The organism is Crocosphaera chwakensis CCY0110, assembly GCF_000169335.1.
Classification (GTDB): Bacteria; Cyanobacteriota; Cyanobacteriia; order Cyanobacteriales; family Microcystaceae; genus Crocosphaera; species Crocosphaera chwakensis.
In genome coordinates, this window is the sequence record NZ_AAXW01000012.1 from 106,115 (window position 1) to 125,571 (window position 19,457).

Genomic DNA, 19,457 nt, shown 5'->3' on the forward strand with positions numbered 1-19,457 from the left:
GGATATGTTTAAATTTAAAAAAGGACTGTTTACTTCTCAAGTTGTTATCCTATGTCTTTTAGGTTTAGCTATCATATTTGTAGCGGTTCCTAACTACTTGACTCAACAATGGTCTTGGTCTGAATTACCTCGTGTTCCAGAAGTTGCTCAGATGAGAAAGATCCCTGAAACATCATTAAACTTCACAGGATGGACAACCCTCGGTCAAAAAGAACTCTCAATAAATAATTATCCTTGGTCATTTCAAGTTATTGAAAAATCAGGACAAAAGCCAGTTGTTATTGCTTTGAAAGGGCAAAAATATTACAAAGATCATCCAGAAGTAGAATGGGTTGATTTACAAGGGATAGAAAAATGGAAAAGTGATAGTTCTCAAACCCTCAAATTTCCCTCAGAAATAGAGCCAAATCATTCAATTACGGCTCGTTGGTTTCAAGCTTGGAATCAAAAAACTTATGCTGTACTTCAATGGTATGCTTGGCCAGGTGGAGGTCATCATTCACCCTCTCAGTGGTTTTTAGCTGATCAAAAAGCACAATTAAAAAATAAAAGGGTTCCCTGGGTTGCTGTTTCGATTAAAATTCCGATGGAAGCTTTAGGAAACCTAAAGGATATGGAATCTTTAGCCAAATCATTAGGTCAAGAAGTGCAAAAAGCCTTAGAAAAAGAGGTTTTTATCGATAAAAGTCAATCTTAATAACAAATTATCGTCCGATTTTTTGGGCTTGATTAACAACCACGCCACTAACAAAACGGCCATAATTTTGAAGACGATCTTGTTGTCCCAACCGATCAGGATGCTTAAAAAGATCACCTAATCCAGTGATCATCATGGCTAAGGTTGCCATAAGAATTAAATAGTTACGAAAAATGGTAATTTTTTTAGTATCAGTTGATAGCATTTAAAATCTCTTATTTTTATTTTCAAACAGGGATAAATTGAAGTAGATAAAATTGTAAATATAGTTAGCCTTAAAAATTGCTTACTAGCATAACACTTTTATACAAATTTGGCCAGAGAGTTTTCTGGTAATCTAAAATGTTAATAAATTAAGTATTTTTACTGATGGTTAATATCTAAGTGTACTTGCTTTCTGCTCTCATCCCTTCTATCGTTGAGAAGATATCTTTAAAATAAAAGGTTTTTCGATTGGATAAAATGGAACAATTTTGGTCTGAGGTCTTAAACTTTTGTAAAAAGACCACAACAGCGATCGCAGACACCTTAATAGAAGAAGCAGGAAATGTTTCCCCAAATGCAAAAGACGATGGTTCTCTGGTCACATCAGCCGATCACTGGGCCGATCAAACCATTCGAGAGGCGATCGCCTCACAATTTCCTACTCACGGAATTTTAACTGAAGAAACCACTCATATTTTTCCTGATCAAGATTGGTGTTGGATCGTTGATCCCATCGATGGAACCACCAACTTTACCAGAGGCGTTCCCATCTGGGCCATTTCTTTGGGTTTGCTCTATCGTGGAACCCCAGTATTTGGGTTTGTCTATCTTCCCCCCCTCAAACAGTCTTTTTACGGTTATTGGTACGGAGACTCAGGATTAACAGGACCAACAGGAGCCTATTGTAACGGTCAACCCATTACCACCAGTGAAGACACCCCTAGCAAAAGTCATCTATTTAATCTTTGTGCGCGCAGTCTCAAGGTGTTGCAAAAGCCTTTTCCTTGTAAAATTCGTATGATTGGAGTAGCTAGTTATAATCTATTATTGGTAGCTTCTGGTGCTGCAGTAGGAGGCGTGGAAGCAACCCCTAAAATTTGGGATATTGCAGCCGTTTGGGTCATTGTTCAAGCAGCCGGAGGGAGTTTTATTTTCTTAGAAAATACTGCTTTTTTCCCTTTAACCATTGGTGAAAACTATGGTAAAAAATCAATTCCTTCTTTAGTTGTTAATCAGTCTAAGTTTATTTCTTTATTTAAACCGTTAGTTGAATGTGTTTTGTAAATGGTTGAACGGAAAAATATTAAACTATCTCAAGTGGAATTGTCCTATCTCGAATGGAATCAAGGGACAGAACCTTTGTTATTATTACATGGGTTAGTGGATCATGCTTTTGTCTGGTCTAGTTTAGGGGATTATTTAGCTGAAGATTATCATATTGTCGCCCCGGATCTTCGGGGTCATGGAGAAAGTAGTAAACCGAAAAAAGGCTACAAATTTTCAGATTATATTGCTGATTTAAACCAATTTATGGATTATTTGGGTTGGCAATCCGCTCATATAATTTCTCATTCTTGGTCGGCTAAATTAGCAGCAATTTGGGTAACGAAACAACCAGAAAGGTTTAGAAATTTAATTTTAATTGATCCTTTTTTTATTGATAAAATGCCTTCATGGTTTAAAGTAACTTTCCCTATTCTCTACAAAACCTTACCGTTTTTGAAAGTAATTGGCCCATTCAACAGCTACGAAGAAGCAGAAACCTTAGCCCGTGGATTGAAACAATATCAAGGTTGGACTCCTTTACAACAGCAAGTATTTAAGTTAGGAATGGAAGAAAAAGAACAAGGGAAATGGGGAAGTAAATTTATTAAACAAGCCAGAGATGAAATTTTTGAAGAAGTGATGAAATATGCAGGACTCACTGAAGATATTGATATTCCTACGTTATTTATTAAACCCGAAAAAGGACTGAATCGAACAGCATGGCAACTGAAGCCCTATAAAACTTATTTAAAACAGTTAGAAATTGCCGAAGTCCCTGGAAACCATTGGGCTTTTCTAGTTGAACCCACTCCCTTTAATGAAACTGTTAAAGGCTTTTTATCCAAATTTAATTAATTAGATCGCTTCTTACTCTAATCAGATTAATTTTTAATTTCTTACTATTACCTGTTCCCCGTTGCCTATTGCCTATTGCCTATTGCCTAAAAGCGATCCCCCGTGTACCTCACAAGATAAGAGAACTGCTATAAGATTGTTATGTTAACTAGGCAATCAGGGTAACATAAGCTATAGCTTGAGAATTTTCCCAATAATAACAAGAGGTTAAATAGATACCGATGACCACAGTTTTGATTGTAGAAGATGATCCGATTAATCTTCGTGTCTTCTCAAAAATTCTCACCAAACGAGGGGGTTTAACTGTTAAAGGGACAGAAGACGTAGAAGAGGTGATGAAAATTGCCAAAGGAGGGGAAGTTGATATTATTCTGATGGATGTGTCTCTTTCCCATAGTGTTTATAAAGGGAAATCGGTTGATGGGATCAAAATTACCCAATTTCTCAAAGCTGATCCCAAAACCGCTAATTTACCCGTAATTTTAGTAACTGCCCACGCTATGGAAGGCGATCGCGAACATTTCCTAGAAAAAAGCGGGGCTGATGGTTATATCTCTAAACCGGTGGTCGATCACGAACAATTCGTTAATCAGATTTTAACCACCATCACCAATCATCCTAAAACAGAAAAGGTTTAGGGAAAAGATCCCCATTTTATTACTGATCCCTGGTCTGTTCTTCATTTTCTGTCGTTGTAGAAGACTCTCCTTCTAGTTGAGTGAGAACTGATCGCATCTGAGGGGTCGTCAAAAAGGTTTGGGTATCTTTGAGTAATTTTTCTCCCCAGAGATTGTCTTTTAGATGTTGCAGTTCTGCATAATTACTATCTAATTCTAAGGCAGTTTCTCCGAATTCAAGTCCTTGTTGTTTTTGCCCTTGAACATACAAAGCAACCCCTAAAGCTAATTTAGGTTCTGCTTGTTCAGGATCAATTTCTAGGGCTTTTTCCCAATGTTGGATCGCTTCTTTAATATTTCCCTGTTCGTACTTAATTAAACCAATGTTATTAATAGCTGGCCAAAAATCTTCTTGTTGATCAACTGCTTTTTGATAAACGGCGATCGCTTCCCCCATGCGACCTAGTTTAAAATAAGCATTTCCTAAGTCAAACTGCGCTGAAGGGACATCAGATTTTATCTTTAATCCTTCTTCTAATTCGGTGGCCGCTTGTTGATATTTCCCTTGTTGAAAATAAGCATTTCCTAGGGTAAATTTAATGCCCACTTCTTCGGGTTGTAGGGCTAAGGCTTTTTCTAAAGCCGTTACCCCTGGGTCTAACTCTTGTTTAATAATATATAACGTTCCTAAAATAAACCAAGGTTGATACTCATTTGGGGCTAACTGAGTGGCTAGTTTTGCCCGTGATAAGGCTAACTCATGTTGTTGAAAGCGGATCAATTGGGCCGCTTCTTCAGCCACTTGTAAGCCTTGCTCTTTCAATTCTTCTGCATTTAGTTGAGGGGTGTAGGGTAGAAGCATTTGTCCCATAACCGGAACACTGAACTGCCAAACTCCCACACTCACCAATAAAGATAGTAACCAATTACGTTTAAACACAGTTTGATCTCTAAGTTTGTTTAACATTGTGCGCCTTTCCTAGTGTAGAGGAAAAAGATATGATTAGTGATTGCCACAATAAATCATTAAGGTTAAAAAGTTATCCAACTTGGGATTTTTTATATTCAATCAGCGTGGCTGGTTGACCTTGCAATTTTTTCAACCAATACTTAAATTGACCAATAATTTGAGGAAATTTGCCTAAAACACAGAAGAAAGCATATAAACGGCTATGGGACTTGCTATCCCCACAAGCGCAACGATATCGATAAATACGCCATCCTAACAGGGGATACCCTATCAATAAAATCAGGCTTAAACCGTATGTCCACCAAGCTAACCCCAAAGCCATTACGGGTAAAATCAACCCCCATAACCAATTACTAATCCCCTGACGTACCATATACTTTTCAGGGGTGAAACCGTACATGGCCATTCCCTGAGCAATAGCCCAACCACTTCGCACCATACGGGACCACCATTGACTAAACTGAGTCATGTCTGCATCATGATAGGTCATATCGTGGTCTAAACGCCAAATTTTCCATCCTTGGCCACGTAAACGGATGCACATTTCTGGTTCTTCCCCACAAATTAAGCTATCATTGAATCCCTTTACCTGTTGGAGTGCTTCGACTCTCATCAACGCATCACCCCCACAAGCATTGGCTTCTCCGATGGGGGTATTCCATTCCATATCCGCTAAACGGTTATAAGCAGTCGCATCGGGAAATTTTTCTTTTCTTCTACCACAAACAATGGCTAAAGTTGGGTTTTGGTCTAATTTCTCTAAAGCCTTTTCTATCCATCCATCAGCTAGGGTACAATCTCCATCCATAAATTGAACGTAGGTAAGGTTAGGATATTGTTTGAGTAGCCATGTAAATCCTGTATTACGGCCTCTAGCTGCTGTAAAAGGGCGATCGCTATCTAGAGAAATTACTGATACTCCTAAGGATTTTGCTGTTTCTATACTGCCATCGGTTGAGCCAGAATCAACATACATAATTGGAGCATTATCATACTTTTTAGTCTCATTAATAACAGATTTTAAACAACTGATTAAGCGTTGTCCTTCGTTTCTTCCAATGATCACAAATCCTAATTCAGACATTATTTTATATCAAAATTATCCTAATTATAAGCTGATTCTTAGCATAACATAAAACAATATTTATTCTTTTCAAATTTAGTTGATAACAAACAATCAACAAATTTCAATCAATTAAACAATATTATCTAATATTTTAGTTTATTTTTTTGATATATAACAAGTTTAAAATTTACAAATCGAATCAGGTTTAATGGGGCAATTAAAGTTGTAAAGAGGGTTATTAGAAATATCAATAGAGGTGATTTGAGTTAATAAATTAAGTGGAGAAATATCTTGAATCTTATTATTATTAAGTTGAAGTTTAGATAGTTTTTTAAGATTAGATAATGGCGTAATATCAATAATATTATTATAGGATAAATAAACTTTTTCTAAATTGAACAGATTTGATAAAGGAGTAATATTATTGACAAAATTCTTGTCAAGAATTAAGAGACTAAGTTTGGTTAATTTGGATAAAGGACTCAGATCATGAATTTGATTATCACCAGCGATAAAAACCTTTAATTTATCAAGATTTTCTAAGCTGCTAATATCTTTTATATTATTGTGAAGTAAAGAGATTCCTTGTAAATTCCTTAGATTAGATAAAGTAGAAATATCAGTAATTCTATTATTATCAAAAATAATAACTTCTAATTTATTAAGTGAAGCGATGGGATTAATAATAGAAATTTTATTAAAAGGAAGATAAAGATGAGTCATATTAGTTAACTCAAAAAGAGGCTTTAAATTACTAACCTGGTTATTCCACATCCAAAGTGTATCTAATTTTTTCATATTAGATAATGGCGTAATATTACTAATATTGTTATTAGATAACTCTAATTTTTCAATTCTTTTTAAAGATGACAGAGGTGTAATATCAGATATTTCATTGTCTGCTAAATATAATTCTGTTAATCTTTGAAATGAAGATAATGGGGTCAAGTCTTCAATAGCTGTAGCTGATAGGTCTAATTGTTCTAACTTTGCTAGGTTACGGCCAGCAATTTCGCAGTCGGCATTATTAGCTTTTTCTAATAAAATTGAGACAGTATACTGCGCTTTTTCTGATAGTTTTTCTTGATGTAAACATAATTCAGTAAAAGCTGTAGTTGCATTTAAAGATGTATAATTTAGCCAAGTTTCACTTAAAAAAAGAAACAATAATAAACCGAATAAAAATTGAATAACGCGAGAAGAAAGAATGACTTGTTTAAAACGTAGCATAATATAAGCATCCTCAAAAAATATTAGTAATAAAAAAATATTTGACCGTATTTTCCTCAGTATAACATAATACTTTTAAAAGCAAAAAGAATATATAGTGCAGTGTTCTAGGTACTAATTTTTATTGATCTCGATCACAATTTCAGATTCTCCATTCTCTTATTATTTTCATTTTGAATACTATTAATAATGTGTAAATCTCTTTGAGGATAAGGAATTTCAATATTATTCTTCTTAAAGACTCTATCATTATTTTCAAAGTATACTAACTTAGGTTTTTAGACTTTCATCAGTAACTGTATTTATGTTACAGTTTATTGGTAATCATTGATTTATTTGGGATGAAATTTTACTATTTGTTATTACCATTAGGTATTATAGCGATCGCTTGGTTTGCTTTTGGTATTTATCAGGCTAATAGTGCGCCACTTCCTGTCGGTTTTCCCTCTCCTACTACCCCAGGAAAGATAGAAATTAAGCAATATCCTGCTTATCGTGCTGCTACATATTACTATTCAGGCAATTTCTCTGAAGCAGGAAGTCAAGCTTTTTCTTCTTTATATCAACATATAAGCAGTAATAATATTTCTATGACGGCACCGGTCGAAACTCGTTACCCTCTCAATACCTTAGAAACCAATGAAAAAACAGGGGAAGCCACAGTATCATTTCTCTATCGAAATACAGATATTTATCCTCAAGAAATAGCCGATAATATTACAGTAGAAGATGTTCCTTCTATGACAGTGGTAAGCTTAGGATTAGTTGGGGGTTATTCCTACAAAAGTTATCAAGAAGGAATAGAAAAGCTAAAAAATTGGCTATCAGAAAATCCTTCTTATCAAATGGTAGGAAAACCTCGCCGTTTGTTTTATGACGGCCCTTATAAACCAGATGCTACAAAACGTAGCGAAATTCAAATCCCAGTCACTCAATAAACTGACTAGAATTATGAAAACTTTGACATTAAATAACGGAAATATCATTCCTCAATTTGGACTAGGAACCTGGAAATCAGAACCTGGAAAAGTTAAAAATGCAGTAAAATATGCTTTAAGTGTTGGTTACAAACATATTGATTGTGCGCCAATTTATGGTAATGAAAAAGAAGTTGGAGAAGGATTAACAGAATCTTTTCAAGAAAATGTTGTTAAACGAGAAAACATTTTTATTACCTCCAAACTATGGAATAATCGACATTATAAAAAGGATGTTATTCCTGCTTTAAAAAAAACTTTACAAGACTTACAACTCTTACAACTCGATTATTTAGATTTATATCTAATTCATTGGCCTGTAGCTTTTAAACCAAACGTAAACTTTCCAGAAGATACGTCAGGTTTAGTTCCTTTATCAGAAGTTCCTTTAATAGAAACATGGCAAGGAATGGAACAAGCTATTGATGAAGGTTTAGTTAAAAATATTGGAGTTTCTAACTTTAGCATCAAAAAATTAGAGAATATAAAAGCAAATTCTCGTATTCAACCTTCCATGAATCAAGTAGAATGTCATCCTTATTTACAACAAGATGAATTACTTACCTACTGCAAAAAAAATAATATAGCATTCACCGCCTATTCTCCTCTCGGTTCAAAAGATAGACCTGATTTCGTTAAGAATGATAATGAACCAATTTTGTTAGAAAATGAAGTCATTAAAAATATAGCCCAAAAACATCAAGCAACTACCGCACAAATTTTAATACAATGGGCAATAGAAAGAGGGACAGTGGTTATTCCTAAATCAGTTTCCCCTGAGAGAATTCAAGAAAACTTTGAGGCACAAAATATTGTTTTAGACGTAGAAGATATGGAACAAATTAAAAACCTCAATCAAAATTATCGTTATGTAGATGGTTCCTTTTTTGCCCTTCCTAATAGTAGTTATACTGTTGAAAGTATTTGGGCTTAATTAATTATTAACTTGGGGTAATGTCGATGAGTTTAGACAACTAAACCCTTTTTTTATTTCTCTCCTATTTTAAGGGTTGTAAAATCATAACTAGAGGGGCTTTGAAATACTCTCAAATCAAACTGAGGAATCATACAAAACATATGGTCAAAAATAGTTGATTGAATCTCTTCATAGCGCGCCCAAGCAGTGTCGGTACAATAAACATAAATTTCGATAGGTAAACCATGTTCAGTGGGATGTAGTTGACGCACTAAAAAATAAGGTCCCGAACTTATTTTAGGATGTGCTTGTAAATAAGCCATCATATAAGCACGAAATACACTAATATTACTTAACCATTTTTCATCAAGATATGAAAACTTATCATTATCAATAGAATCTTGTTGAATTTGTTGATATTGTTCTTTAATTTCTTCGCCAATATAATTCATGTTAGAAAATCTTTCTAACATTTCTTGATCACAAAATTTAATAGAAGTCATGTCAATATAAACGGCGCGTTGAATTTTTCTTACTTTTAATTCAAACATAATACGCCAATTTTTAAAGGAATCAGAGATTAACGCATAGGTAGGAATAGAGGTAATACTATTATCCCAATTAAGCACTTTGACGGTAAATAAATTAACTTCATTAATAAAACCGTCAGCCCCATATTTAGGCATTTCAATCCAATCTCCCAAGGCTATCATAGGATTTACTGCTAACTGTAAACCAGCAGTAAATCCCATAATAGAATCTTTAAAAACAATCATTAAAACCGCACTTCCTGCACCTACCGCAGCTAGAATATTAGTAAGGGGTTGATTAATGGATTTAGAAGTAACAATCAAAATTAATAAAATTATAATTAAAATATAAAAAAGTTGTACAAAGACTCTAATGGGAATAGATTTTAATGTTTCCTGTGATTCAGTAAATTTAACAATAAGGTCGAGAATTCGACTAATAACCAAAAAAGCAATAATTGAAGTAGAAATAGTAATAGTATTGTCTAATAGCCAATAACCAGTTTGATAAGAATCAGGAAAACCTCTAAAAATTAAACCCATACCAGGAAACCAAATTATAGCGTGTCCAACTAATAATAGGTTACGGTTCCAGAAGATAGATTTTTTGTGCTTTTGACGGGGTACTAAATATTTATGTGAGGCAAATAATAACCAACTAGCTATTATCATTAAAATAAAAATGCCAAAAGAAATAATACTTTGCTGTAAAATAAACTGAGGTTGACGTAACTTCCAAGCTTTCTCTAGCGCATCATTAACAACTTGAGAACCAATTTTTGCTAATTCAGAAATGGGAAGTCCATAGAGTCGAGAATCTGCTTCTGTGATAGTCATCAATAACCATTTTTGTTTTAGCGTAGAATCATTATTTCCAGATTGATTGGTTCGAGAAATAACTAACACAGTTTCCTGATTAAGAATAGACGGAAAAACCCTCATTTCATCAGGTTTTATATGTCTTTTGACAATTTCATTTAGAGTGTTTTCAATTCTTTTAACACGAGCCTTCAAAATATTACTATTTTCTTCAATATTGCCTGCAACAGGCAAAACAATACGACCATCTAATTTAACAGCCCGATATTGAATATTGCCTAATTTACCTGATGATAAACTAAATAAACCAAGCGCATATAATTCTTGTTTTTTTTCAAGTAAATTTTCTGCTTCTTTAGCACTAATATTAAATCTTTGGGCGAAATTGTGAAGTTCAGGATTGGACTCCAGTTTATTTAACTCGGAATCTTCAACTTGTTTTGCAGAAGTAGAAGATTTGGAACCAAAGACAAGGTCTTGTGTTTGAATTACAGGAGAAGTAGTAATTATAATCAATACACAAAAAATAAAGCTAATAAAAATCTTAAAAATTAAGAAACGAAAAGAAGTTACTTTTTTAATCAATATTGTCCTTAATTGCTGCATCATGAAATTGATTAAGTAAACTGTCATCAATGAGGGTAAAATAAATCAACAAGGCTAGAAATCATTAGCCTTCAATTATTCTAAATTAAATATCTATCAACTGTGAAATGCTTAAGGATGAGTACCAAAAAAACCTTAATCTTTTCAACCGCCACTATTAAACCAGTTAATTTTTCCTGTTCCCACGTTCCATAGCTCGTAGTGCTACAAAAGTTCCGTTGCATTGTTGCTTCAGAATTGTAGAACTTGTCAAAGTCTCTCTAATAGGGGATGTTGAAACTTCTAAAGAATGATGACAATGAAATTAGTTGCTGATCATCATTGAATTTTTATCTAATTTATTTATATTAGCTAGATATTTTATCAAGCTTATTTTATGAATCATCAGACTCAAAACCCTTTGTCCTCAAATATTCCTCCATCAAGATCCCAAAACTATAGAGATACTGAGCAATTATTAGACAAAAATATACCCTCAGAATATCAAGAAACACCGAAAACCTCTAATAAAAAAGAGCAGAATACAAACATTAAAAAACTATGGTGGTTATTGCCAGTATTTGGTTTATTACTCATCTTAGGGGGAGTCACAGTCATTCGTCTTCGAGACAATGACCAACCCGTAACGGTCACCGAAACGGTTCCCCTCTCGGTACGGGTTGCCACTGCCAACCGCGAACCCCTCCGCGCTTGGATATCTAGCGAAGGTACTATTAGAGCCGTAGACTATCAACATCTTACCTTTGACGTAGAAGGGGATGTCACCTATCTGGGTAACCAAGACGGTAGAAGACTTCGAGAAGGCGATCGCGTGACGAAAGGACAATTATTAGCTCGCATTGATGATAGGGAACTCACCGCAGATGTCACTCAAGCCCAAGCAGCTATTACCGAAGCACAACAAAACAAGGCGGCCGCCATTGCTGATGTAGCTCAAGCTCGCGCCCAGGTTGCTCAAGCCCGTTCTCAGGTACAAGAAGCCCAAGCCCAACAACAAAATGCCCAAGCAGCCCGAAGGTTAGCTGCTACCAGCTTAGAACGTTATCGAACGCTCGTTGAAGAGGGTGCGATCGCTGAAATAGAATTTGATGAACGTCAAAACACCCTAGAAGATGCTCAAGCAGGGGTTCAGTCCGCTCAGGCAGTAGTACAGTCAGCACAGCAACAGGTAGAAGCGGCTCAAGCTCAAGTGCAAGCAGCACAGCAACAGGTAGAAGCCCAAAACTCCGCCATTACCACAGCCCAAGCGAGATTATCTCAAGCTGAAGTTGCTTTAGAAGGAGCCAGTATTTATGCACCTTTTGATGGCATTATTGCCTATCTCAATATTTCAGAAGGAGAATACTTTTCCCCGCAAATCGTTACGTCTCAACTAGGGGGAGATTATCAAGGCATTTTAGAAAGAATTCCGATGGTTATTATTGATCCCAGCCAATATGAAGTGTTCGTGGATTTAGCAGGGCCCACAGGGGAACAAGTTGAAGCAGGTCAAAACGCTGTCATTGCCTCAGAAACAAAAGTAAACGCTGCGGCCAGTTCTCAACAAACGTTAATTTCTAATGCCCGCGCTAGAGGTGAAGTCTTTGCCGTTAACCCTGCCATTAGTCCTGGGGGAAGAGCCATAGAAGCAAGAATTCGTCTTAATCCAAGCACCACAGAAACCCTAAGACATGGAGAACAGGTATTAACTTGGATCGCTGTGTCGGAAAACCCCAACGCCGTAACTGTTCCCATCAATGCCATTGTACGACGCGATCGCATTCCCTATGTGTTTGTGGTGAACGAAGATGACGGCATGGTTGAGCAGCGAGAGGTGGAGTTAGGTATTACAGGGATTACTCAACAAGGAATTATTAATGGGGTGACACCTGGGGAGTTAGTGGTAACCGAAGGACAAAACCGACTGGTGGACGGGGCTGCTGTTGAAGTCATTAATCAGGGTGGATAATGAGCGAGTTAAAAGAAGAGTTTCGTAGCAATAATAATGGACATAATACCTCAAATAATCAGGTAAAAACTTCCCGATTCGGACGATTTTTTTTCTTAAATACCATTTTTGCCATTTTGTTAACCTTGTTGATGGTAGTGGGGGGTCTTTTGGGCTATTTTTCCATGACCAAACAGTCCAACCCTGATATTGATATTGCCGTTGCCACTGTCACCACCACCTGGCCAGGAGCCGACCCCCAAACCATAGAACAACAAGTTACTTCTGAAATAGAAACAGAAATTACATCTGTTGAGAATGTTAAGGAAGTTCAAAGTGCTTCCTATGCAGGATTTTCCGTCATCAATGTAGAATTTACCTCCCAGGCCGACCCAGATGAAGCCATTGAAGAATTACGCCAAGGGGTAGCCCAAGCAGAACCCGAATTACCCGAAGATGCCGAGCAACCTATAGTAGAACAGGTTTCCGTCAATGATGCCCCTATCCTTACCTTAGCCTTGTTTGGAGACATCGATCAAACGGTGATTTCCCAAGCCGCAGAGGACATTCAAGACAATTTAGAACAGGTGGCAGGGGTCAGTGAGGTCAACCTGGGAGGGGCGCGAGAAGAGGTGATTAATGTGCAAATGAACCCCTTCCGTTTAGCAACACTCGGTATTTCTCCGACTACCGTTGCCACAGAAATTCGTAATGCTAACCAAGATGTTCCCCTCTCAGAGATAGAAAGTGATTTAATTGGTTCACAGGTGCGCTTCTACGGTCGTTTTCGCAGTGTAGAAGCATTACAAGATTTACCCATTGCTCGTTTAGAAGGGCGAGTGGTGCGCCTAAGTGAACTGGCTGAAGTACAGCGAGAACTCGACCAAGAAGAAACCCGTGCCTTTATTAGTACCCAAGGAGAAACTTATCAACCTGTGGTCAGTGTAGGTATTAAAAAAGTGCCTGGACAAGATTCCATTGAAGTCATTGAGCGGGTTCTGGCTGCTGTGGAGCAAATTGAGCAAAATCCGAATCTTTGGCCGAGAGGTATGGAATATCAGGTAATTGCCGATGAATCCGATATTATTTGGGAACAGTTGGGCAATTTATTTACCAATGCCCTACAAGCCATGGCCGCAGTCTTTGTGGTGCTGTTTATTGCCCTTTCTTGGCGTGAAGCCTTAATTGCCGGGTTATCGATTCCTTTAGCTTTTTTAGGAACGTTGGCGGTGCTGTGGTTAACGGGGCAAACCCTTAATAATATGGTACTCATTGGTATGGTGTTAGCCTTGGGTATCTTGGTGGATGTTTTTATCTTGGTCATGGAAGGAATGCACGAGTTTATTTTTGCTGAGGGAATGACCTTTAACCAAGCTGCATTAAAAACAGTGAAAACTTACGCACCACCGGCCTTTGCAGGACAGTTAACCACCATTTTAGCCCTATTTCCCTTACTAGCCATTAGCGGTACTTTGGGAAAGTTTATTGAATTATTGCCTTACACCGCAATTATTTGTTTAATCCTAAGTTTTACGATCGCAATTTTAATTGATATTCCTCTGTCTCGTTACCTGTTAGGCAATATTAGAAGTGTTGAAAAGAAATCAACCATTGACCGTTTAAGTGAAGCAGCTTCGGCTCGTTGGATGAATTGGAGTCTTAATTATACCGTTAAAAGTAAAAAAACAGCTTGGGCTTGGGTATTGGGAACCATTGCTCTCTTTTTCTGCGTGATGACCTTATTGAGTCAAATTTCCGTAGAATTTTTTCCCAAAGGTGATCAACGTAACTTTAGTGTCAATGTAGAACTACCACCGACAACAACCCTAAATGTTTCCCAAGAAGTAGCCGACGACCTAGGAGAGATTTTACGAGAAAAAGACTATCTCGATAGCGTCATTAAATATACGGGACAGCGCAGTAACTTAGTGGCATCAGGAGAACTGCAACCCGCTCAGGGCAGTTATCTAGTAGGTTTTTCAGGTACGTTTCTCCCTGAAAACCAACGAGAGCAGTTATCCTTTGAATATTTAGATGATTTACGCAACGAGTTACAAAGAGCCGTTAATCAATATCCTGGGGCTGCTTTAGTCTTAAATGCTCAACAAGCAGGAGAAAGTGGCGACCCCATTCAAATTGAAATTACCGGCAGTGAATTAAGCCAACTCAGGCAAATTTCTCAACAAGTGCAAATGACTCTCAGACAAATACCTGGAGCAACCGACGTGCGAGATAATTTAGGAGCCTTGCAGCCTGACCTTAGATTAATTCCCAAGCGAGAAGAACTCTCATTTTATGAGTTAAGCGAAGATGAACTGGCTTCTCAAGCTCAATATTATATGCGAGCGGTGGATATTGGTGATTTTGTCATCGGTGGCAACGAGGAAGACTTAGAAATTCTCCTTAGCACTGCTTGGCCTTCCCGTGACGGCGAAGTAGGCGGCCCTACCCGTCGAGATGAGTTGTTATCGGCCCGTTTCTTTACCTCAAACCCAGAAGAAGAAGTGATTTCCGCAGGAGCAGTGATTGAAGCAGTCCAAGCCGAAGCCCCTTTATCTATTACCCGTCGCGGAGGACAACGCACTGTTACCGTCTTGGCCAAGAATGAAAATCGGACTACGGGGGAAATTTTAGCGGATTTACAGCCTAAATTACAAGAAATACAAGAATCTTGGCCCCAAGGTTATGATTATAGTTTTGGCGGAGAAACCGAAGACCAAGCGGAAACCTTTGGCTCTGCCGGTCAAGCCTTAGCCTTGGCTATCTTTCTGGTGTTTGCAGTTCTGGTGTTGCAACTGGGATCGTTTCGCCAACCCTTTATTATTTTACTCACCATTCCCTTTGCTTTAATAGGAACCGTTGGAGGCTTTTTCCTTGCAGATATCGCTTTTTCCTTTACCGCTTTTATTGGGATTATTGCTTTAGTGGGAATTGTGGTCAATGATGCGATCGTCATGGTCGATACCATGAACAGTTATCAGCAAGAAGGAATAAAATTACGTTTAGCTGCAGCCAAAGGAGTCGCTGACCGCTTAAGACCGGTGCTAACCACCAGTATTACCACCATTATCGGGTTAATCCCTCTAGCTTTGAGTGATCCTACATGGATGCCTTTATGTAGTGCTATTATCTTCGGTTTAGTGGCTGCTACAGCGATCGCTTTAGTGGTTATTCCTTGTCTATACCTCTTATTCACACCGAAACATTAAACTGTTCAGATTATACTCTATTTATGCTTATGTCATGTTTTCCTGACATTTTAATAAAAAGAGTAAAAATCTTAATGTTTTCTTTAGATGTAGTCTTTTTTAAGCCACAAAACCCAGTGGGGTATACCTCGAAAAAAATGATCAAAAATGTGTTATTATTAATTTGGAGAGTAGAATAGAGATAGACTACGTATATATAAGGTCACATATAGTTAAGTCTATGATTCAAATAGAAACAGCATTCTTAAAGCAACATAGAGACGCTACACATAAACTCAAACCGTAGGATGGGTTAGACTGCTAAATTCTAGGTTATGGTTAGAATCTTATTATTCGTCGTAACCCACCATCTTCGTAAAATAAGCCAAACAAGAGGTTTTTAAAAACTAATTAATAATAAGGTTTTGAGGTTGAATAATGGTGATATTAGGAAGAGAAATGAAATCATTAGGATTAAAAGTGAGTAAACAAGGAATATTATAAACAATCATAACTGCTAGAAGTCTAATATCATGAGTTCGTTTACCTTTAATATTGTGATGAGTGACTAATTTAAACCATTGAGAAAAAATGTCTTGACTTTCTGGAAGCAAGTGAAATTGAGCAATAAATTGACGAATTTTTATAGCGGTTTCTTCAGGAGTCCATCCTAAACCATTAACTTCAAGGGGACGGGTTGCTACTACCCAAAATTCGATTAACACTTGGGAACTAATCACACATTTATTCCCTTGACTAAGAAGCTGAGTAATAGCTGTAATCGTAAGAGAATGTCGTGAAGATGAAGTATCAGCAATTCTTAGTAAAATATTAGTATCTAGAAAATAGTCCATTAGTTAATCATACATGGTATCTCTGTGTAAAGCTTCGTTGGGTAAATTAGCAGTTTGTTTAGGTAACGTTTCCAGAAAAGCTAACCAGTTTTGAGTTCTTTCTTCGGGGGTTAATTGTTGATCTTGTTCAGAACTCTGTTTAATTAAGTCTTCTAAGGTTTCATCAAAATTGTTACTCAAGGAATTATCTTGACTTGAGGGTTGAATTGAAGTTAATTTTACTATTGGTTTATTGTTTTTAGTGATAATAATCTCTTCTCCTGTTGCTGCTATTTCTAGAAGTTCTTTGAGCTGAGGTAATGCTTGATTGATGTCTATGGTTTTCATTTTTTTATATTCCTTAAATATCGCTAAATTCACTATACTAACAATGTCTTTAATTTTCACTTTAATTCAAAACTATTTACTGTAATCTGTATTCTGTCAAGGTTTCCTGACATTTAAGCAAAAAGATCAAAAATCTTAATATTTTCTTTAGATATAGTCCTTTTTAGTCCACAAAACCCAGTGGGGTATACCTCGAAAAAAATGATCAAAAATATGTTATTATAAATTTGAAAAGTAAGATAGGAATGGAGTGCGTATATATAGGGTCATATAGACGTAACTCTATAGACAAAATAAAAACAGTATTCCCAACACAACTTACAGGCAGTACATATTAACTCAAAGCGTATGGTGAGTTAGGCGGCTAAGATACAGATCATGGTTAAAATCTCATTATCCGTCGTAACCCAACAGGATAAGCACTGTAGATGAGTTAAGGAGACAATCACGAATGCAATTAGAAGATTATTTTTTATTCATTTCTGAAGACGATATCAGTATTAAAGGTCATCGCATTGGAATTGATAACGTCTTATTCTATTTTTTAGAAGGATATACACCAGAAGAAATTAAGGCAGTTTATCCTGATTTAAGTTTAGAGAAAATTTACGCTACCATTACCTATTATCTCCAAAACAAGAAGGACATTGATGCTTATTTATTTTGATGCTTATTTATTAAGGATAAAGCAGTGGAAAGAATCTCATTATCAAGAATCTCTTAAAAATCCTTCTCCTCCCCATTAGGAACTCTTGACCTGATGTTTTACAATATTTAGGATTATCTCAACGATTATGAGTTACCGATAATCGTACCAGTATGCCTGATCATTTAGAAGACTATTGGCAGAACAATCAAAAAATATGGGGACTTTTTTGGGTATGTCCTATGACCAAGATAGGAGAATTAGCCAAAGAATTAATTATGATTTGGGAGACAAGCGAAGCAGAAGAATGGATTAATGTTGTTGATTGGATTCCTTTTTAATTTATGATTAAGTAAAATAATCGTAGGGTGGGTTAGGTGGCTAAAATCTAGGTAATTATTAGAACATTATTATCCGTCGTAACCCACCATCTTAAAGGTTTAAACTGCTAGAATATGGTAAAAATCTACAATATAATTCAGAAATGCTACAATTGAGTAAAATATAAACTAAGAATATGGAAGATTATTTTCAGGAACTTGAGGAGTTAATTGAGCTTTATAATGCAAACGAGTACGACAAAGCTTTAGAAAAAGCGCAAGTTTTATTAGATAAGTATCCAGATATTCAAGACATAAATTTTGCTTGCTCTGGCATTTTAATTAATATTGGAGAAGTGATTAAGAATTATAAAATTATTAATCAAGGTATTGATATTATTCAAAATGAACTCAATAACTTAGATAATTATGATGAAGAAAATTTATTAAACTATGAATTATATTTACAATATAACCTATCAAATGGTTATTCTAGTCGAGCAAATTTACTTAATCCAGTTACTGATCAAAATGAAATTGAAGAAGCATTATTAAAACAAAAACGATGTTTACAAAAGGTACTTTTAAATCGTAAAAAAGTCTTATCTGATCCTGAATTTTCATCTAGCGTAATAACTAATTATGCTAATCTTCTGAGATACTTTGGACGCTATATTGAAGCTATTGATTATTATTATGACTGTTTAAAAATTTATCCAAATCATGCTCTTGCTATGTCAAACTAAAGAATATCTTGAGTCTTTAAATCCTGGGGAAACAAAATTTCTTGAAAAATATATGATAGGATGGCAAAAAGTTCACACTTGGGAACCTTCATCTTTTTTGAAACAAGTAAAAGATGACCGCTTACTTTTAACCGTGAATCCAAGACTTACTAATTGTCCATCTGAATATAAAGATGATCTTGTTTTTGCGAAGAGATTTTGGGAGCATGATATAAATTTAGCCTATACTTGGAATAGTATAAAGGAAGAATTTTCTACAGCTAGACATTTATATTATCAAAGTTTTTCTCAAGATAAAGAACTCATTGAAGTTAGTGAGATAACTGAATATATTGATACATTAGATTCTGCTAACTTTGGTTTAAGAAGTGGGTTTTTAAAAACAAGTTTACGTCTCGCTGTAGATTTATTAGATAAATTTGCAGGATTTTTCAACTTATATTTAGAACTTGGTAATGATCCAACTAAAGTTATGTGGAGTAATGTCTGGTATGAAAAATTGAAATATAAAAAAAGTTTTGATAATAGCTTGAATCCTATTATTTTTGAAAAACTAGAATATAATCCTTACTTAAAGGCATTAGTGAATCTAAGAAAAAACCTCTATGATAAAAAATATGAAGATTTTTATCCATTCAAAATTTTAAGGGATTATATAACACATCAAGGAATTATTTTACATAATAATAAAGTCATAGATGAATCAAAAGAAAACTATAATTTAGAACAAATGCAACAAGAAACTTATTTTTTACTTAGAATGGTCAAAGCAGCAATTATTTACTTAGTTGGTGTAGTAATGATTGAAGAAGAAGAAAAAGAAAAAAGACTCATAATATAGTTGATACTACTTTCTATACTAAACCTGGACTATCAGATAGAACAAATAATTAAACTACACTAAAATAAAAGTAT

Annotated in this window: 18 protein-coding genes and 1 pseudogene; 12 read left to right on the top strand and 7 right to left on the bottom strand. The window is 35.7% G+C overall.

Annotation, left to right across the window (positions count from 1 at the left end):
- Positions 1-4 precede the first annotated feature (4 nt).
- On the top strand, positions 5-697 hold the full coding sequence (locus CY0110_RS09890; RefSeq protein WP_157464564.1) for a cyanoexosortase B system-associated protein: 693 nt from the start codon (positions 5-7) through the stop codon (positions 695-697).
- A gap of 7 nt (positions 698-704) precedes the next feature.
- Here the strand turns inward: CY0110_RS09890 and CY0110_RS09895 are convergent, their stop codons facing one another.
- The gene (locus CY0110_RS09895; RefSeq protein WP_008275275.1) at positions 705-902 is read right to left on the bottom strand and encodes a hypothetical protein; all 198 of its coding nucleotides are present in this window, start codon (positions 900-902) and stop codon (positions 705-707) included.
- A 257-nt stretch (positions 903-1,159) separates the two neighbouring features.
- On the opposite strand from CY0110_RS09895, the gene CY0110_RS09900 reads away from it, so the two are divergent.
- The 3 genes from CY0110_RS09900 to CY0110_RS09910 all read left to right on the top strand — a co-directional run bounded on the left by CY0110_RS09900 (position 1,160) and on the right by CY0110_RS09910 (position 3,441).
- On the top strand, positions 1,160-1,966 hold the full coding sequence (locus tag CY0110_RS09900; RefSeq protein ID WP_008275276.1) for an inositol monophosphatase family protein: 807 nt from the start codon (positions 1,160-1,162) through the stop codon (positions 1,964-1,966).
- Positions 1,967-2,803 (top strand): alpha/beta fold hydrolase, encoded by an 837-nt coding sequence (locus tag CY0110_RS09905; RefSeq protein WP_008275277.1) that lies wholly within the window; start codon positions 1,967-1,969, stop codon positions 2,801-2,803.
- A 221-nt stretch (positions 2,804-3,024) separates the two neighbouring features.
- Positions 3,025-3,441 carry a response regulator gene (locus CY0110_RS09910; protein ID WP_008275278.1) on the top strand — a complete coding sequence of 139 codons (417 nt, stop codon included), beginning with the start codon at positions 3,025-3,027 and terminating at the stop codon, positions 3,439-3,441.
- Between the two features lie 19 nt (positions 3,442-3,460).
- On the opposite strand, the gene CY0110_RS09915 is transcribed toward CY0110_RS09910, so the two are convergent.
- The 3 genes from CY0110_RS09915 to CY0110_RS09925 form a co-directional block, all read right to left on the bottom strand.
- The gene (locus CY0110_RS09915) at positions 3,461-4,387 is read right to left on the bottom strand and encodes a tetratricopeptide repeat protein (protein ID WP_008275279.1); all 927 of its coding nucleotides are present in this window, start codon (positions 4,385-4,387) and stop codon (positions 3,461-3,463) included.
- Between the two features lie 73 nt (positions 4,388-4,460).
- Entirely contained in the window at positions 4,461-5,474 is a 1,014-nt protein-coding gene (locus CY0110_RS09920; RefSeq protein WP_008275280.1) for a glycosyltransferase, read from the bottom strand.
- Between the two features lie 162 nt (positions 5,475-5,636).
- The gene (locus CY0110_RS09925; RefSeq protein ID WP_008275281.1) at positions 5,637-6,686 is read right to left on the bottom strand and encodes a leucine-rich repeat domain-containing protein; all 1,050 of its coding nucleotides are present in this window, start codon (positions 6,684-6,686) and stop codon (positions 5,637-5,639) included.
- A gap of 341 nt (positions 6,687-7,027) precedes the next feature.
- Between CY0110_RS09925 and CY0110_RS09930 the strand changes: the two genes are divergently transcribed.
- On the top strand, positions 7,028-7,624 hold the full coding sequence (locus CY0110_RS09930) for a heme-binding protein (protein WP_008275282.1): 597 nt from the start codon (positions 7,028-7,030) through the stop codon (positions 7,622-7,624).
- A gap of 13 nt (positions 7,625-7,637) precedes the next feature.
- A complete protein-coding gene (locus CY0110_RS09935) occupies positions 7,638-8,597 on the top strand; it encodes an aldo/keto reductase (protein WP_008275283.1) in 960 nt (319 codons plus the stop codon).
- A 53-nt stretch (positions 8,598-8,650) separates the two neighbouring features.
- Here CY0110_RS09935 and CY0110_RS09940 read toward each other — a convergent pair whose 3' ends face one another.
- Positions 8,651-10,561 carry a mechanosensitive ion channel family protein gene (locus CY0110_RS09940; protein ID WP_083794065.1) on the bottom strand — a complete coding sequence of 637 codons (1,911 nt, stop codon included), beginning with the start codon at positions 10,559-10,561 and terminating at the stop codon, positions 8,651-8,653.
- A gap of 349 nt (positions 10,562-10,910) precedes the next feature.
- Between CY0110_RS09940 and CY0110_RS09945 the strand changes: the two genes are divergently transcribed.
- Both CY0110_RS09945 and CY0110_RS09950 read left to right on the top strand, forming a co-directional pair.
- Positions 10,911-12,482 (top strand): efflux RND transporter periplasmic adaptor subunit, encoded by a 1,572-nt coding sequence (locus tag CY0110_RS09945; protein WP_008275285.1) that lies wholly within the window; start codon positions 10,911-10,913, stop codon positions 12,480-12,482.
- Positions 12,482-15,670 carry an efflux RND transporter permease subunit gene (locus CY0110_RS09950; protein ID WP_008275286.1) on the top strand — a complete coding sequence of 1,063 codons (3,189 nt, stop codon included), beginning with the start codon at positions 12,482-12,484 and terminating at the stop codon, positions 15,668-15,670. Before CY0110_RS09945 ends, CY0110_RS09950 begins: the two co-directional genes overlap by 1 nt.
- 386 nt (positions 15,671-16,056) lie before the next feature.
- Here CY0110_RS09950 and CY0110_RS09955 read toward each other — a convergent pair whose 3' ends face one another.
- On the bottom strand, positions 16,057-16,503 hold the full coding sequence (locus CY0110_RS09955; protein WP_008275287.1) for a type II toxin-antitoxin system VapC family toxin: 447 nt from the start codon (positions 16,501-16,503) through the stop codon (positions 16,057-16,059).
- A gap of 3 nt (positions 16,504-16,506) precedes the next feature.
- Complete coding sequence (locus CY0110_RS27940) at positions 16,507-16,830, bottom strand: type II toxin-antitoxin system Phd/YefM family antitoxin (protein WP_050779988.1); 324 nt, start codon at positions 16,828-16,830, stop codon at positions 16,507-16,509.
- A 451-nt stretch (positions 16,831-17,281) separates the two neighbouring features.
- Between CY0110_RS27940 and CY0110_RS09970 the strand changes: the two are divergent.
- The 4 genes and pseudogenes from CY0110_RS09970 to CY0110_RS09985 all read left to right on the top strand — a co-directional run bounded on the left by CY0110_RS09970 (position 17,282) and on the right by CY0110_RS09985 (position 19,383).
- Positions 17,282-17,576: pseudogene (locus CY0110_RS09970) on the top strand (DUF433 domain-containing protein).
- 73 nt (positions 17,577-17,649) lie between these two features.
- Complete coding sequence (locus tag CY0110_RS30380; RefSeq protein WP_008275291.1) at positions 17,650-17,817, top strand: hypothetical protein; 168 nt, start codon at positions 17,650-17,652, stop codon at positions 17,815-17,817.
- Between the two features lie 176 nt (positions 17,818-17,993).
- A complete protein-coding gene (locus tag CY0110_RS09980; protein WP_008275292.1) occupies positions 17,994-18,542 on the top strand; it encodes a tetratricopeptide repeat protein in 549 nt (182 codons plus the stop codon).
- Positions 18,526-19,383 (top strand): LA2681 family HEPN domain-containing protein, encoded by an 858-nt coding sequence (locus tag CY0110_RS09985; protein WP_157464565.1) that lies wholly within the window; start codon positions 18,526-18,528, stop codon positions 19,381-19,383. Before CY0110_RS09980 ends, CY0110_RS09985 begins: the two co-directional genes overlap by 17 nt.
- The last annotated feature ends 74 nt before the right edge of the window (positions 19,384-19,457 follow it).